At 70.0% G+C, this 14450-nt stretch carries 11 protein-coding genes; 4 read left to right on the plus strand and 7 right to left on the minus strand.

The features are described from left to right. Positions 1 to 21: 21 nt before the first annotated feature. Entirely contained in the window at positions 22 to 1632 is a 1611-nt protein-coding gene (locus HS104_35890; protein MBE7485337.1) for a hypothetical protein, read from the minus strand. Continuing rightward, on the minus strand, positions 1633 to 2577 hold the full coding sequence (locus HS104_35895) for a hypothetical protein (protein ID MBE7485338.1): 945 nt from the start codon (positions 2575 to 2577) through the stop codon (positions 1633 to 1635). Positions 2578 to 2726: 149 nt separating this feature from the next. Between HS104_35895 and HS104_35900 the strand changes: the two genes are divergently transcribed. The 3 genes from HS104_35900 to HS104_35910 all read left to right on the plus strand — a co-directional run bounded on the left by HS104_35900 (position 2727) and on the right by HS104_35910 (position 7300). Beyond that, positions 2727 to 4358 (plus strand): transporter, encoded by a 1632-nt coding sequence (locus tag HS104_35900; protein MBE7485339.1) that lies wholly within the window; start codon positions 2727 to 2729, stop codon positions 4356 to 4358. Positions 4359 to 4482: 124 nt separating this feature from the next. Continuing rightward, the gene (locus HS104_35905; GenBank protein ID MBE7485340.1) at positions 4483 to 4788 is read left to right on the plus strand and encodes a hypothetical protein; all 306 of its coding nucleotides are present in this window, start codon (positions 4483 to 4485) and stop codon (positions 4786 to 4788) included. 112 nt (positions 4789 to 4900) lie between these two features. After that, the gene (locus HS104_35910; GenBank protein MBE7485341.1) at positions 4901 to 7300 is read left to right on the plus strand and encodes a hypothetical protein; all 2400 of its coding nucleotides are present in this window, start codon (positions 4901 to 4903) and stop codon (positions 7298 to 7300) included. Positions 7301 to 7305: 5 nt separating this feature from the next. Here HS104_35910 and HS104_35915 read toward each other — a convergent pair whose 3' ends face one another. The 5 genes from HS104_35915 to HS104_35935 form a co-directional block, all read right to left on the minus strand. Continuing rightward, entirely contained in the window at positions 7306 to 8313 is a 1008-nt protein-coding gene (locus tag HS104_35915; GenBank protein ID MBE7485342.1) for a radical SAM protein, read from the minus strand. 52 nt (positions 8314 to 8365) lie between these two features. Next, positions 8366 to 8716: a hypothetical protein gene (locus HS104_35920; GenBank protein MBE7485343.1), complete on the minus strand. Its 351-nt coding sequence runs from the start codon at positions 8714 to 8716 to the stop codon at positions 8366 to 8368. Positions 8717 to 8752: 36 nt separating this feature from the next. Beyond that, on the minus strand, positions 8753 to 10537 hold the full coding sequence (locus HS104_35925; protein MBE7485344.1) for a hypothetical protein: 1785 nt from the start codon (positions 10535 to 10537) through the stop codon (positions 8753 to 8755). Between the two features lie 80 nt (positions 10538 to 10617). Continuing rightward, positions 10618 to 11301 carry a hypothetical protein gene (locus tag HS104_35930; GenBank protein ID MBE7485345.1) on the minus strand — a complete coding sequence of 228 codons (684 nt, stop codon included), beginning with the start codon at positions 11299 to 11301 and terminating at the stop codon, positions 10618 to 10620. A gap of 164 nt (positions 11302 to 11465) precedes the next feature. After that, the gene (locus tag HS104_35935) at positions 11466 to 13460 is read right to left on the minus strand and encodes a VWA domain-containing protein (GenBank protein MBE7485346.1); all 1995 of its coding nucleotides are present in this window, start codon (positions 13458 to 13460) and stop codon (positions 11466 to 11468) included. Between the two features lie 6 nt (positions 13461 to 13466). On the opposite strand from HS104_35935, the gene HS104_35940 reads away from it, so the two are divergent. Next, positions 13467 to 14423 carry a hypothetical protein gene (locus HS104_35940; GenBank protein MBE7485347.1) on the plus strand — a complete coding sequence of 319 codons (957 nt, stop codon included), beginning with the start codon at positions 13467 to 13469 and terminating at the stop codon, positions 14421 to 14423. Positions 14424 to 14450 lie beyond the last annotated feature (27 nt).

The following is a 14450-nucleotide window of genomic DNA, read 5'->3' on the forward strand; positions in this document are numbered from 1 at the left end:
TGGCGTGACGCCGCGAGCCCGCTACTTCTTCGCGAGCCACGCCTCGGCGATGGCGCGAAGCTCCGGCACCGAGCCGCGGCCGAGCTCCGACACGCGCTCCCGCGTCGGCTTGCCCAGCTTCTGTCGCGCGCGACCGACGGCCTCACGGTGCGGCCATTCGTCCGGGACGCGCCCGAGATCCCCGAGCAGGACCAGGACGAGCTCCCAGTCGCTCGGGAAGAAGTCGTCGAGCTCGACCAGCGCGATGGTCTGCGCCCGCCGATCCGGGTCCGATAGCGCCCGCGCCCAGGTCGAGCGCATCGCGTCGTCGAGCGGACGACGCTTTTCCACAACCAAGCGCCAGAGCGCGTTCAACGCCAAGCGGCGCACGTTCGGGTCGGAGTCTCCGGCGGCGGCGAGCACGGCGAGCTCCACCGCGTCGCTGAAGGTGAGCGCGGAGCCCGGACGCGTGAGCGAGAGCCACGCGAGCGAGTCGAGGGCCTCGGCGCGCACCTTCGCCTCGGCGTCGCCGGCGAGCCGGGCCAGGAGCTCCGACGCGCTCGATGCGGGGCCGAAGCGCAGCGCGCGCGCCGCGCCCAGCCGGTACTCCGCGCGGCACTCGCGGCTGAGCTCGGCGATCTTCTTCTCCGCCTCGTCTGCCCCGAGCAGCGTCACGAGCTGGGCCCTGGCGTCGCCGGCGAGCTTCTGGTCGGCGAGGTTCGCCAGCAAGTCGGGCACGATGCTCGTGTCCTTCTGGCGCGCGAGGGTGCTTCCCGCGACCAGCTCGAGCTCGGGTGGACCGTCTCGGAGCGCCTTCTTCAAGAGGTAACGAGCGAGGGGGTCGTCGCTCCTGAGCGTGGCGAGCACGTCGCGCCCGTGCTCGTCGCTCGCGTCCGGCAGCCTGCCGTCGAGCCATGAGAGCGCGGCGCAGCTGCCGCGCTCCGGGTCGAGCTCGACGAGGAGCGCGAACGCGACCGGGAAGCGCGGTGCCAGATCGGCCAGGCGCCCGAAGGCCTCGGGGCCGCGGGCGACGATCCCGAAGAGTGGGGACTGCGCGAGCGACACCAGGGTGGCGTGCGGCGGAGCCTGGTCCTGATCGTCGCGGGCCCGAGCCAGCGCCTCGTAGGCCAGCTCCGGGTAAGGCGCGTAGGCCGCTTCGAGAGACTTCCTGACCGCGGGGAATGGATTGCGAAGCATCAGCGCTTGCTTCGGCGGCGCCCAGCCGTCCAGCTGCTTTGCGTCGCCTGGCTTCTCCAAGCGTGTCATCAGGGCCGCGGACAGCCCGCGTTCGCGCGCGGTCGGTGCCTCGACCGCCAGCTCGCGCAGCCGTTTCAGGGCGCCTGCTCCGCGAGCGAGGAGCTTCGCCCGTCGGGCGGCGAACGCGTCTGCGGGCGCTGCCGCGAGCTCCGCGAGCTCTCGGCCGATGGCGTCCTTCGGTGGGACCGCCGGAGCCGGGCTCGGGGTCGCGCAGCGGCTGGCGGGGGGCGTCTCGGGCAGGGCCGCCAGGACCACGAGCGTGGAGCAGGTCGCCTGCACGGGGGCCCGGCCCGGAGGTCCAGCGTCGCGCTCCGGGGCTCGCGCAGGCTTGGGCGCGGGTGTCTCGCCGCCGCAGGCTACGACGAGCGCGAGCAGGACGAACGCCAGTCCCTTCATTCAGCGCTCGACGACGTGTTTGTCGCTCAGGTGCCAGTCGTCGAAGCGCTTCTCGAACTCGACGTGTCCGACCACGCCCTCGACCGGGAAGCGGAACTCGATGCGTGCCTTGGTGGCGCTCGCGGCGAGCTTCGTGATCTCGAAGTAGGGCAGCTTCTTCTTCTCGGCCTCTTCTTTGGGGACGTAGACCACCTTCGAGCCGAAGATGCTGAGCTCCGGCTTGTCGCTCACCACGTCGTTGTCGATCAACTTCAGCGGGTCACGTCCGGGCTGCTCGCGGTGCCAGAACGGAGCGAGCAGGTCGAGGTCCAGGACCTTCTGGAGCATCTTGGACTTCGCCGCCGCACCGACCGCCACGGGTTTGCCGTCGTCCAGCAACATCTCGCAGGTGTCGTCCAGCCGCGTGCCCTTCTTGGCGACCCGCACCTGAATGAAGTCACCCATGCCCCAGCCGATGCGCACGCCGCTCTGTTCGCACTCCTTGAACGAGCCGCCGGTGCGCGGAGGCGCGTCCTTGCAGTCGGCAAACAAGGCGATGAACGCCTCGCGCGCTACGTCGCGCTCGATCTTCTTGCCAGCGAGCGTGACGCAGTCCGGCGCATTGCGCAGGTCGTCGAGCCAGACGTCCACGACCTTGCCGCCGCAGAGCTCGACGTGGAACGGCCCGACCTCGACGAACTCCGTCGTGTCGTGCTTCGACGTGGACTTCACCGGCAGCCCGTGCTGCTCGAGCTCGGCGCGGCTCTCACCGATGCGGATCGGCCCGAGGGCGACGCCGGGCTGGATCGCGATGGGGCACTCTCCGGTCCGCGGAGCCGCGATGCTGGTGAGGGTCGCCGGGGACGGCGCGGCGGAGGGCCCGCTCGGGCCGGCCTCCGAAGGGGCAGGCTTGGAGCAAGCGCCGAGACACAGGGCGATGCAGCAGCTGAGAACGAGGCGCGACATTGGCTCTTCTCGAGTATCCACTTCAGGCGCGAAATCTGCGCGGGTTCGTCAGTTGGACGTGTGAGCCCTCGGAAAGTTGCCGGTGACTCTCCTGGGCACTCGCCACTCCTGCCTGCCAAGACAGCCCACGTCGAGACTAGCATCCCCGCGTGGTCGCTCTGCTCGGCTCCAGCCCGTTCCTCTTGCTGATGGTGGTGGCGGGCCTCGGCTACCTGCTCGGCAAGGTGCAGGTCGGTGGTTTCGGTCTCGGTGTCGCCGCGGTGCTGTTCGTGGGTCTCGGCGTCGGCGCGCTCGACGAGACGCTCAAGCTTCCGGAGCTCGTGTTTCAGCTCGGCCTGATCCTGTTCGTCTACACCGTGGGGCTGTCGAGCGGACCAGGCTTCTTCGCCGCGCTGCGCGCGCGTGGTCTGCGTGACAACCTGCTGGTCGTCGGATGCGTGGCGCTTGCTGGCGTGGCCATGGTGCTGGCCGCGCGCCTGCTGGGCATCAAGGGCACCTACGCCGCGGGGCTCTTCGCCGGTGGCCTGACCAACACGCCCGCGCTGGCGGCGGTGCTCGACTATTCGCGCGACCACGCGCGGGGTGAGGCCGCGCTCATCGAGCCGGTCATCGCTTACTCCGTGGCCTACCCCATGGGGGTGCTCGGGGTGTTGATCGTCATCTACGCGCTGCAGCGTGCGTTCCGCACGGACTACGCCGCCGAAGCCCGGGCTGCCCAGGGCACCGGGCTGGTCCCCGAGGAGATCGTGGACGTCACTCTGCGTGTCACCCAGACGGACTTCGTCGGGCGCACGCTGGGCGATCTTCAGGCGGAGTTCGGCTGGCCGGTGGTGTTCAGCCGGCACCGGCACGGCGACGACGTGCTCCTGGCCAAGCGCACCACGCGCCTGTCGGAGGGTGATCTGCTCAGCGTGATCGGCAGCAAGAAGAGCACGCGGGAGGTCACCGAGATCCTGGGGGAGCCGAGCGCCGAGCCTCTGCTCAGGGATCGCAGCGTGATCGACTTTCGCCGCGTGTTCGTCTCCAGTCACGAGGCCGTGGGCAAGAAGATCCGGGAGCTGTCGCTGCCCCAACGCTTCGGCGCGGTCTTGACCCGCGTGCGCCGCGGGGACGTGGACTTCCTCGCACGGGCCGACATGGAGCTCGAACCCGGCGATCGCGTACGCGTGGTGGCCCCCGCCGAGCGCATCAAGGACGTGAGCGCGTTCTTCGGCGACTCGATGAAGGCGCTGTCCGAGATCGACGTCGGCGTGTTCGGGCTGGGCGTGGCGCTCGGGCTCCTGCTCGGGATGGTCCCCCTGCCGCTGCCGGGTGGGCTCAGCTTCAAGCTCGGGTTGGCAGGAGGTCCGCTGATCGCGGGGCTGGTGCTCGGCGCGCTCGGGCGCAGCGGTCCCGTGGTCTGGCACATGCCCTACAACGCGAACCTCACGCTCCGTCAGTTCGGTCTGATCCTGTTCTTGGCCGGCGTGGGCACTCGCTCCGGCGGAGCGTTCGTGCACACGCTCTCGAGCGGCAGCGGGCTCGTGCTATTCGCGGTCGGCGTGGCGCTGACCGTGCTGGTTGCCGGCTCGGCGCTCCTCGTCGGGCACAAGCTCTTGAAGGTCCCGATGGGCCTCATGATCGGCATCGTCTCCGGACTGCACACGCAGCCGGCGGTGCTCGCGTTCTCGTCCGAGCAGGCGAAGAACGAGCTGCCCAACGTCGGCTACGCCACCGTCTACCCGATGGCGACGGTCGCGAAGATCGTGGCGGCGCAGCTGATCGTGGCATTCCTGCCCTGACCGGACGCCAGCGCAATTCACGCGCCGCGCGGGCACGCTCACGCAGAACTCTCCCTCTGCCCTCCAGTGCCTCGCTGACTTGGGTGGTGCGCGTTGCGGCACGTCGCTTGCTTGATGGGTCGGCATGAGGAAGCATCGAATTCGATGCCTCTTCACCCTGGGACCATCGATCTTCGTCCTGGCGATGGTTCACGCGTGCGGAGGCGGCGACTCCGGGAATGACCCAGCCGGGGTGGGCGGCAGCGCCGGTCAGGCCGCCCAGCCCGACGCCGCACCCGTGGGAGGCGCGAGCGGCTTGCCGCCGAAGGGGTCGGTGGACACCAGCACTTGCACCCCCGAGTACTGCTTCGAGACCGACGGGAAGCTCAACTGCATCCCGATGTACTGCCTAGTCGTCGGTCCGACGATGCCGTCACCTGTAGGGAAGTAGCGTCTGACGCAGTGCGCGTGGCCAATGTGCGTCGCGCGCGCACACATGGAACACAGGGGACGAACACCGACGTTCTGGTAACCTGCCTCCTTGGGGTAACCGGAGGTCGGCGATGAAGCGGCTCGCAACGTGGCTCAGTTTGCTCGGCACTGTGCTGTTGGGTTCGGCAGCGATGAACGCCTGCGGCGGCGATGACGACGGCGGCGCAACAGGCAGCGGCGGGAAGCAGGACGCCGGTGGCGACGCGGGCTCCGGTGGGGCCAGCGGCGGCAGCGGTGGCGCCGGCGGCAGCGGCGGCACGAGCGCGACCGGCGGCAGCGGGGCCACCGATGGAGGCGGCTGCAACACCGGCGAGCTCGAGTGCGACGGCGCCTGCATCGACCCCCAGACCAACAACACCAACTGCGGCAGCTGTGGCAACGCCTGCTCCGGCGGCAGCGCCTGCCAGGCAGGCCAGTGTGTCTGTCCCACGGGGCAGGAGCTCTGCAACGGGCAGTGCGTGGACACCCAGTCGAGCCCCGCCAACTGCGGCTCGTGCGGCAACGCCTGCACCTCGGCGCAGGTTTGCTCGGCCGGTCAGTGCGCGGACAACTGCGCGACCGGCCAGACGGCCTGCAGCGGGGCCTGCGTGAACACGCAGACGGACAACGCGAACTGCGGCAGCTGCGGCACGGCCTGCGCCGGCGGCAGCACCTGCAACGCCGGGCAGTGCACCTGCGCGAGCGGGCAGACGCTCTGCAACAACGCTTGCGTGAACACGCAGACGGACAACGCGAACTGCGGGACCTGTGGCACGGCGTGCACCGGCGGCAAGGCCTGCGCCGCCGGCGCCTGCAACTGCCCCTCGGGACAGACCACCTGCAACAACCAGTGCACCAACACCCAGACCGACGCCGCGAACTGCGGCACCTGTGGCACCGCCTGCGCCACCGGTCAGGTCTGCTCCGCCGGTCAGTGCACCGCCAATTGCACGGGAGGCACGACGAAGTGCGGCAACTCCTGCGTGAACCTCCAAACCGACACGGCCAACTGCGGCACCTGCGGCACCGCCTGTGCCGCAGGCCAGACCTGCACGACTGGCAGCTGCACTTGCCCGAGCGGAGGCACGTTGTGCAGCGGGACCTGCGTCAACACGCAGACCAGCAACACCCACTGCGGGGCCTGCGGCAACGCCTGCACCGGCGGCAAGACTTGCAGCGCCGGCGCCTGCAACTGCCCGTCGGGTCAGACCAGCTGCAGCAACACCTGCGTGAACACGCAGACCAGCAACTCGAACTGCGGCACCTGCGGCACCGTCTGTCCTTCGGGTTCGACGTGTACCAGTGGCGCCTGCGTGTGCGGCGGCGGGCAGACGCTGTGCAGCGGGGCCTGCGTGAACACGCAGACCAGCAACACTCACTGCGGCACATGCGGCACCGCCTGCACCGGCGGTGCCACCTGCACGGCCGGTGTCTGCGTGAAGGCGGCGGTGTGCGGCGACGGCACCATCGACACCGGCGAGCACTGCGACGACGGTAACAAGTCGAACCTCGATGGCTGCGACTCGAACTGCAAGTACGAGATGTTCACCCGCTTGTACGACGCGGACATCGTGCGCGGGACGGTGCCGGCCTTCTGTCACTACCAGGCGAATCGCCTGGGGCAGGCCCTCACCAGCACGGCCGCCAGCCAGATCAACACGTCGCTCCAGGAGGGGATCGACGATGGCACGACGAACGTGCTGGTCCAGGCGTTGGGGCTGGACGACCTCAAAGGGGACAACGACCCGGCGCTGGAGCTCGGCATCGTGACGGGCTTCCTCGATCCGGCGAAGGGCGCCTGGCCCGGCAACGGTGCGGCTTCGCTCGATTGGTGGTTCAAGCTCGACGCGAACCAGGTGGACGCGAACAACCTGCCCACCGGCAAGCTGACCAACGGCGCGCTGGCCGCCACCGTGCTCACCGCCGGACCGAGCCAGGTGAACCTGACCTTGTTGCTCTCCGGCAGCCCAGCGGTGCTTCAGATGCGCGACGCCAAGATCCGGGCAGCCACCGCCGGCACGGACAACGTGCCGGCGCCGCCCCCCTCGACTCTAGCGTCCGGCCTGGTCGTGTTCCCCGAGGTCAACGCCAACGGCACCAACCAGGGGCTGTGCGGCGCGATCACCGTGGACTCGCTGTCCAAGATCCCGATCCCGGAGGCGCTCACGACCGGCGCGGGCGCGTGCCAGAGCTGCACCGGTTCCAAGGTGTACACCTATTGTGGCGCCAATCAGCCGGTCGGCGCCAACTGCAACTCTCTGCTCGACGCGCTCGTGGGGGGCTGCAAGGTCAACTTCATCGTGAACTGCGCCGTTACCGTCATCAACCCCACCCAACCCGACGTGCCGAAGGCCGGCGGCTCGCTGACCGCGCTCTCGAACCAGGGTGCGGTGAACAAAGTGCCGAGCGCGCAGAGCTCCGGAAACATGGATGCGTACTCGTCGTTCCTGACCTTCCGGGCGCGCCGCGCGCACGCCACCGGAAAGCAGTAGGTCCATCACTCGGCGGTCTGGTCGCGACCCCGCCCGAGCTGCACCAGCCCGTGGCGGGTCACCGCCCCGGGCCGAGGGGCCGCGCGGCCGGCCATGCGGTGCCGCGCCACGTAGGCGCAGTACTCGATGCCCGTTCGGGCGGCCTCCAGCGGCGAGAGACCGTGGAAGCTCGGCCAGAAGTAGTTGCAGCTGCCGCAGGGGTCGAGGTCTCGCCGCTTCCCCGCCCGGTGGTGCGCCCGGTACTTCCTGGCTTCCGGGTGGTTGTAGGCCTCGAGCACGCTGGTCTGGTTCAGATCGGCCCAGCCGTATTGCCCGTCCTGGTCCATGCAGCACAGCGTGACTCGCCCGCTGGCGAGGACGTCCAGGCGGGTGACGTGCTCGCAGCCGTAGCTCGGCACCGGCAGGCCGCTCGGGATGTCCCCCTTGTAGTTGAACAGCCCGACGATGAAGGCCTGCACGCCCCGCTCCCGGCAGTAGCGCGCGAACTCGTCCTGTTCGCTCAGCGTGGTGTCGCCGAGACGCGTCATGCGAAAGGTGAGCTTCCGAGCGACGCGGTTTCTGCGCGTGGGTTCGGTCAGGTAGGCCAGGTTCTGAAGCGTGCGCTCGAGGGGGATGCCCATCAGCTGCCGGTACCGGCCGGGGTCGAGCGTGTTCACGCTCACGTACAGGTGATCGATGCCGAGACCCAGCAGGGCATCGATCTTGTGCGGCGTCATGCCGTGGCCGTTGGTGTAGAGGCGCAGCTTGGTGTCGGGCAGGCGGCGGCGGATCAGCTCGAGCCGCTCCAGGATGCGCGGATCGGCGAAAGGGTCGCCCTGGAGGAAGGGCTCGATGGCGGGCAACGGGAACTCGCGGCAGTCCTCGACGATCTTCTCGAACAACCCCTGGTCCATCGGCCCTTTGTCGCGGGCGAGGGCGTTGTTCGGACAGAACAGGCACTTCGCGTTGCAGTGGTTGGTGGTCTCGACGGACACCAATCGCGGGTGCTCGAGCGCGGTTTGCTTGCCGAGCATGGCGCGCCCGGACCGTGACACGACGTCACCCCGGCGAGCAAGCCGGCGCCCGTCACTCGCAGAAGACGTGGGTGGGAGCGCCTTCCGGATCGGGGAAGTCGCTGACGCACCAGCTGTCGTGTTCCGCGGGGCAGACGCAGGCGCAGGCCTGATCTTTCTTCTCGTAGCAGAGCCCGTTGCCGAGCCAGGGGCAGGGGAGCGTCGGGTTCTGGGCGTGCGAAAAGCCCGGCTCGCACTCGCCCAGCGGGCTCTTCGGAAAGCCCGGCTTCGACCCGGCGCCCCCGGCCGCGCTCGGGCTGCCTCCCGAGGCGTAGCCGCTGCCAGTCTCGCGCTCGACCTGCCCACCGCAGGCCGAGGAGAACGCCAAGAGACACGCCACCGACCCGAGCGCGTACCACCACATGAGCGATGAGTCGTCCGGGGGCGCCCGCCGGATCGGTCACCAGGCGAGCGCGGCGGCCCCGCCCTTCTCCAGCTTGAGCCACAGCGCGCGGGCGGCGCCGTCGTAGAACCAGCCGCTCGGTCGGGCCTCGAGATCGGCGCGGCTGGACGCTTGCTCCAGCGCTGCGCCGTCGAGGGACACGCCGCTCGGGGGGACCCCGACCCGGACGCGCGCCCAGACCGGCAGCGCGCGGCGCGAGAGCGTCAGCGTGCCGGTGCTGGTGCCGAGCGTCGTGGTCTGCTCGTCGGCGTCGTGGAGCTCGAAGCTGGAGGCGTTCGGGCCGGGGAACACCAGGAGCGTCAGGTGGCCGGCGTGCGCCGGCGTGCCGATGCCGGTCACGTCGCTCCGGGTGTCGAGCGGGATGATGGCGCCTTCCCGCACGTAGAGCGGGAGCCTGGCGCGGTCCGGCTGGGAGACCGCGCCCAGCGTCTGCCCGCCGTCGAGCCAGTCGCTCTCGAGCTTCCACCAGTCGAGCCAGCGCGCCCCGCTCGGCAGCGGGACGTCCCGCGTCCCGGTCGCATCCAGGATGGGCGCCACCAGGAACGCCTCCCCGAGCTGATAGCGGTAGTCGGCGGGCCAGCTGGCTTCGTCGCCGATGGGCCGCATCGGGGTCGGGGCGCCGCCCAGCGCCTGCTCCGACAGCGAGAAGAAGAACGGCACGAGCTCGTGGTGCAGCGTGGCCCAGTAGCGGTAGAGGGCGACGGTCTCGTCGGCGTGATCGGGCACCGTCCACGGTGTGATGTTCGCGCGGCCGTGGAGCTGCATGAACGGCATCATCGCGCCCGCCGCCGTCCAGCGCGCGAACACCAGCGTGTCGAACGGGATGTCGGGACCGAGCAGCCCTTCGTCGTCGCGGTCCAGGTAGCCGCCGATGTCGGAGCCGATGGTCGAGTAGCCCGCCTTGGCGGAGCGGAACAGGTGATCGAGCGCGTCGGCGAGCCCGACGAAGTCGCGCCGGTTGTCGCCCACCCAGCCCACCGGCGCGTGCTCCGGCCGGGCGAAGAAGCGGCCGGGGAAGCCGTAGGAGCGATCGTAGGGCCGCACCATTGTGACGAACTCGTCACCGCGCCTCTGGCGCCCGTAGGCGAAGAAGTCGCGGTAGTACTCCTCCGAGTACTCCTGCTTCGTCTTCTCTCCGGCGGCCGTGACGATGGGCGTGGTGGAGACGTATTCGTCGCCGAAGTCGAGCTTCCAGCCGTCGAGGCCCTGGGCGTAGAGCGGGTCCTGCTGCTCGTGCCACCACGCGACGGCCTTCGGGTTGAAGAAGTCGAGGGCGGCGCCGCTGCCCTTCCACCACTGGTAGCGTTCGGCTTCGTTGACGAAGAAGCCGCAGCGTTCGCCCTCCTCGAGGTTGGGGCTCGGACCCACGTAGCTGTCGCCCCCCGGCTCGAAGTCGTAGCCGGTCACGTTGACCATCTGCGTGATCCAGAGCACGACGCGGATGTCGTCGGCGTGGAGCTCCTCGACCAAGCCGGAGAAGGCCGGGTAGCGCTCCGGGTGCGGGACGAAGGTGTTGTAGTGGGTCTCCCAGGGGCTATCGAGCACCACGGCGCCGACCGGGATGTCGCGGTCCCGGAAGCCCTTGACGAACGCGCGGGTGTCCTCCGCGCTCGAGATGTCCTTGCTGATCCAGGGCTCGAACGCCCAGCGCGGCGTCGAGAGCGCCGGGGTGGGGACGGACTTCTCGGGGAGGTTGCACGGGTCGCGCTCTGTGGGCGCGGAGTCTTCGCCGCCGCAGGCCGTGAGCATCGAGAGAGGGAGCAGTGCGCCGGCGAGCCTCATCCGGAGAAGGTTAGCGCACAAAACACACGCGGCGCCCGTCCTACGAGCGCCGCGTGCCGCGTCCGAACGCGGGGGAAGGCTCACTTCGCCGGGCAGATCGTGAAGTGGTTCGTCTTCGGCGCGACCGCGCCCTTGCCGATGCTCACCTTCTTCGCCGTCGCGCCCGAGTCGAGCTGCAGGTCGAAGCGGATGCAGGTGTCCTTCGGCGCGCGGAAGTCGAAGCCGTCGATGTGACCCATGGTGTGGAAGCGGAAGATCACCTCACCACCGGTGCCGCGCTTGATGCGATCACCGAACTCGGTGCGCGAGGGGTGCACCTTGCCGATCGGCTTCTGCACGCCCTTCACGCGCCCGCGGAACTCGTGGAGCTTCTTCGCGGTGGTGGTGCGGACCTTCCAGATGCCGGCGGCGTTGCGCCAGATCCAGAAGCCGGCGGGGGCGCCCGGCTCGAGCCCGCTCGGGCGGCCTTCCCCAACGCCGGCGCCCGTCTCTTCCGGCATGCCCGGGGTGGCTGGCGGGTCCTCGACCGGCAGCTGCTTCGGCAGTGGGGTCGCGACCGCGGCTGGATCCTCCGAATCGGCCGGGATGTCCGCATTCGGATCGTCGACGGCCGGCGCGGGGGTCGGCGCAGCGGTGCCGGTCGCGGCGGGCGTCGCGGCGGGCGTCGCGGCCGGGGCCGCCGCGGGGGTCGCCGCTGGGGCCGGCTGAGCCGGAGCCGGGTTGTTGTGGACCACGCAGCCGACGCCAACGGTCGACGCGATCATGAAGAAACCAAGCAGAGCACTACGCAAATGCATCACATTCCTCCCAAACTGAGCCCGAGGCGCGGGAATCATGCCTCGGGCGTTTGACGGAGGGGAAGCGCGGAATGTGCAATCGCCGAACTAGCCCGGCAAGCGCGGCATGGCCCCGGTATCTCTGGGCATTTTCACAGGGACACGGCCCAGGTCGTCCACTCCTCGTCGAACTGCACCGGCAAGACGAGGTCCCAGGCGGCTTCCGTCACGCAGCGCTCGAGCAGCGGATCCTTGAGCCCGCCGAGCTCGACCCGGGTCACATCCACGACCTCGGCGAACGTCGTCTCCAGCGAGATGCTCGCCGTCCCCGGCTTTCCGCCGCAGGCGACGAAGCTCTTTCCGAGCTCGTCTCGCAGCCACTTGTCGCGGTCGAGCGGTCGAGCGCGCCCGCTCGTGCTCGTCGCGCCCATGCGCACGCTGGCAAGTCCGCTGCCGAAGCCTTGGCCGCTGCCGCCCGACCAGTCGAGACCCTCGGTGGACGGGCGTACGCCGGGCTCGATGGCCAGGTAGCTGGTGACCGGGCTCACCGCGCCGCCGTGCATCGCGAGCTTCATCATCTCCGGCTCGCTCAGCTCGTCGAGCAACTGACTGCCGAACACCAGCGACGCCCAGCGCTTACCCGCGGCGACGTCCGCGTGGATCACGCGTCGCACGGGCTTCGACCAGAGCTCGCCCTCGACCCGCAGCCAGCTCACGTCCTTGTCGGTGAACAGCAGCCGCTCGAAGCCTTGCCCCTCGTCGAGCAGCTCGGGCCGCTCGGTGATGGTCCCCACCTCCAGATCGGGTGAGTAGAGCTTCAGGTGATCGACGCGCAGCGGACGCGCCCACTCCTCGTAGACCTCACGCATCTGCTTCTTGTCGTCGGCGTCGTCGCTGGCGCCCGCTCGCCAGACCAGACCTCCAGTCGAGCGGATCGCCGGTGCCCAGGCGTGCTCGTCGTCGCGCGACAGCGACACCGCGTAGTCGCGCAAGACCCCCAGGTGCACCACCGCGCCGCTCGCGCCGACGGCGGCCCGGATCCGCTCGGGCTTGAGCGCCGAGCGCACCAGCGCGTCGCTGGTGAGCACGAGCCGGCGGGGCTTGCCCAGAGCAGTGCCGGCGAGGATCTTCTCTGCTTCGGCCAATGCCTGGTCTACCGCGCTGCCGTTCTTCTGCTCGATGGGCAGCGCCGTCAGATCGCGCCGCGCGCGCTCCGCCGACACCAGCTTGCCGTAGCGGCGGTGCACCACGCGATCGAAGGTGAGCACCTCCACCTCGGCGTCGCGGAAGTGGCTCAGGTAGGCGGCCGCGGCGGCTTTTTGTGCGTCGAGCAGGGCGTCGGGAACGGAGCGCGAGGCGTCGAGCACCACCACGATCTGCGCGCCCTTCGGTACGCTGGCGACGCGTGGAGCGGCCTCGACCGAGAAGTGGGTGACGAAGCGCTTGCCCGTGGCTGCCACGCCGAGCTCGCCCCCGAGGGGCTCGCTGGTCTTGGGGACCAGCCCGAGCTCGGTGCTCGCGTCGAGCGCCGGGGTGAGCCTCGCTCCTGGCCCAGCCGCCTTGCCGTCGAGCAGCAGCTTGTCACCGCGGCTCGGCGCGGCGAGCTCGAGCTCCGCCCGCAGCGCGGGCGTGCCGAGCCCATCCAGGACGTAACGGTGTGCGCCGTCCTTGTACTCGGTGGGTGCGAGCAACGTGTACTCGATGGTCTTGGAGTCCTTGGGTGCGACCGGGAAGACCTGAAGCAGGAGCTGGCCCTGCGAGCGCCATGACAACAGGGCGGGATCCTTTGGGTAGTAGCCGCCGATCCCGGTGAGCTCCTTGTACCTGGCTGCGGCCGCTTCGGCCTCCATCAGCTCTCCGGCGAACCACTTAGGACGCCCTCCGAGCGAGCCCAGAGTCTTGAGGCCGGTGGCGGCAGCGCCAGCCGGGGTCGAGATCCAGAACATTGCCTGATCGTGGCGAGCACCTTGGTTTTCCACGCGGCGACGCACGCGAAGCTCGACGTACCCTCGGTGCAGGCTGGCGCGCACCTCGTGGCTCCGCTCGTAGACCTTTTCGCTGCGGGTCCCTTGGACCTCGTCGTGGGCGCCCGCGGGGGTCGCGAGGAGACAAACTGCCAGCGAAACCGAGCCAGAGCGCAAGTTCACGCCGGCATGGACAGCCGGGCCTGCGGCGAGTTCCCGCCGCTGATACACTGCTGGAAGGTGGCCTCGGTTCGCATCCTCCTCTGGTCGGTCGGCGCGCTCGTCGTGGCGTGTGGCCTCCAGCAGGGTGGGGACGCGAACCCGGACCCGGATGGCGGCGCGGGCACCGGGGGCAGCGTGTCGTCCACCGGCGGCGCCTGGAGCAGCGGCGGGGCGGCGGGCGCCGACGCATCTCTGGGCGGCGCGGCCGGCTCCTCACCCGACGCAGCAGCGGGCAGCGCGGGGGCTGCCGGCGCCGCCGGCGCGGGCGGCACCACCGCCTCTGGCGGTGCGGCGGGCGCCGGCGGGCTCGGTACCGGTGGCGGTGGCGCCGCGTGCTCGGCGACGGGCACGAGCTGTTCCGGCGACCTGGCGTGCTGTAGTGGCCTGTGCGGTCCCAGCGTCGCGTCCGACGTGAACGACTGCATCACTCCGGGCAAGTGCGCGGAGTGCGACGACGACTTGGCGTGCGCGAGCGGCCGTTGCGACGCCTGCAAATGCGAGCCCCAGCAGATCCCGGGGACCAACTGCAACGAGAAGAGCGACTGCGTGAGCGACCTGTGCGGTCCTCGCCCCATCGCCGACGTGAACGACTGCAACACGTACGGCAAGTGTGCCGAGTGCGACGACGACGGAGCCTGCATGAGCGGTCGCTGCGACGCCTGCAAGTGCGAGCCGAAGCAGGCCTTCGGAGCCGCCTGCAACGAGGAGAGCGACTGCACGAGCGACCTGTGCGGCCCGAAGGGAGCCCCGGACGCCAGCGACTGCAACGTGTACGGCAAGTGCGCCGAGTGCGACGACGACGTGGCGTGCGCGAGCGGCCGTTGCGACGCCTGCAAGTGCGAGCCCAAGCTCGCGAATGGCGCGGGTTGCAACGAGGACAGCGACTGCACGAACGGCTGGTGCAGCGCCGGGAAATGCAAGTGACCCGCCGACCGGCGCCGTGGTACGCTC

The organism is Polyangiaceae bacterium (assembly GCA_015075635.1).
In the GTDB taxonomy this organism is placed as follows: Bacteria; Myxococcota_A; Polyangia; order Polyangiales; family Polyangiaceae; genus JADJKB01.

Coding starts and splice junctions, on each gene's coding strand:
- HS104_35890 (MBE7485337.1), bottom strand. CDS start 1,632: ATGAAGGGACTGGCGTTCGTCCTGCTCGCGCTCGTCGTAGCCTGCGGC.
- HS104_35895 (MBE7485338.1), bottom strand. CDS start 2,577: ATGTCGCGCCTCGTTCTCAGCTGCTGCATCGCCCTGTGTCTCGGCGCT.
- HS104_35905 (MBE7485340.1), top strand. CDS start 4,483: ATGAGGAAGCATCGAATTCGATGCCTCTTCACCCTGGGACCATCGATC.
- HS104_35910 (MBE7485341.1), top strand. CDS start 4,901: ATGAAGCGGCTCGCAACGTGGCTCAGTTTGCTCGGCACTGTGCTGTTG.
- HS104_35915 (MBE7485342.1), bottom strand. CDS start 8,313: ATGCTCGGCAAGCAAACCGCGCTCGAGCACCCGCGATTGGTGTCCGTC.
- HS104_35920 (MBE7485343.1), bottom strand. CDS start 8,716: ATGTGGTGGTACGCGCTCGGGTCGGTGGCGTGTCTCTTGGCGTTCTCC.
- HS104_35925 (MBE7485344.1), bottom strand. CDS start 10,537: ATGAGGCTCGCCGGCGCACTGCTCCCTCTCTCGATGCTCACGGCCTGC.
- HS104_35930 (MBE7485345.1), bottom strand. CDS start 11,301: ATGATCGCGTCGACCGTTGGCGTCGGCTGCGTGGTCCACAACAACCCG.
- HS104_35940 (MBE7485347.1), top strand. CDS start 13,467: ATGGACAGCCGGGCCTGCGGCGAGTTCCCGCCGCTGATACACTGCTGG.